The sequence below is a fragment of the Halalkalibacter lacteus genome (assembly GCF_036663595.1).
Classification (GTDB): Bacteria; Bacillota; Bacilli; order Bacillales; family Bacillaceae_D; genus Halalkalibacter; species Halalkalibacter lacteus.
In genome coordinates, this window is the sequence record NZ_JAWRVL010000405.1 from 1 (window position 1) to 243 (window position 243).

At 66.7% G+C, this 243-nt stretch carries 1 protein-coding gene; it reads right to left on the reverse strand.

What is annotated here, in order from left to right; translation table 11 throughout:
* Positions 1–243: hypothetical protein (locus SAZ04_RS22825; RefSeq protein WP_332700049.1), on the reverse strand; the 243-nt coding region annotated here is incomplete at both ends.

The following is a 243-nucleotide window of genomic DNA, read 5'->3' on the forward strand; positions in this document are numbered from 1 at the left end:
GGAAGCCCGGCGGTTCGACGAGCGCGAATTCGTTCGCGGCCGTATCGGTCGTGGCCATCCGCGGGTGGACCACGGGCAGCAGCTCGTTCACGAGGACGGTGGCGGTGAACACGGCCTGAAGCGCCCCGAGGAGCGCCCCGGCCCACCACGAGCTCCGCCCGACGATCTCGAACAATTGGACGTACAGGAGGGCGAAAGCCAGGCCGATGACGAAATGAAACACGTACCCGATCGCCTTCGCCT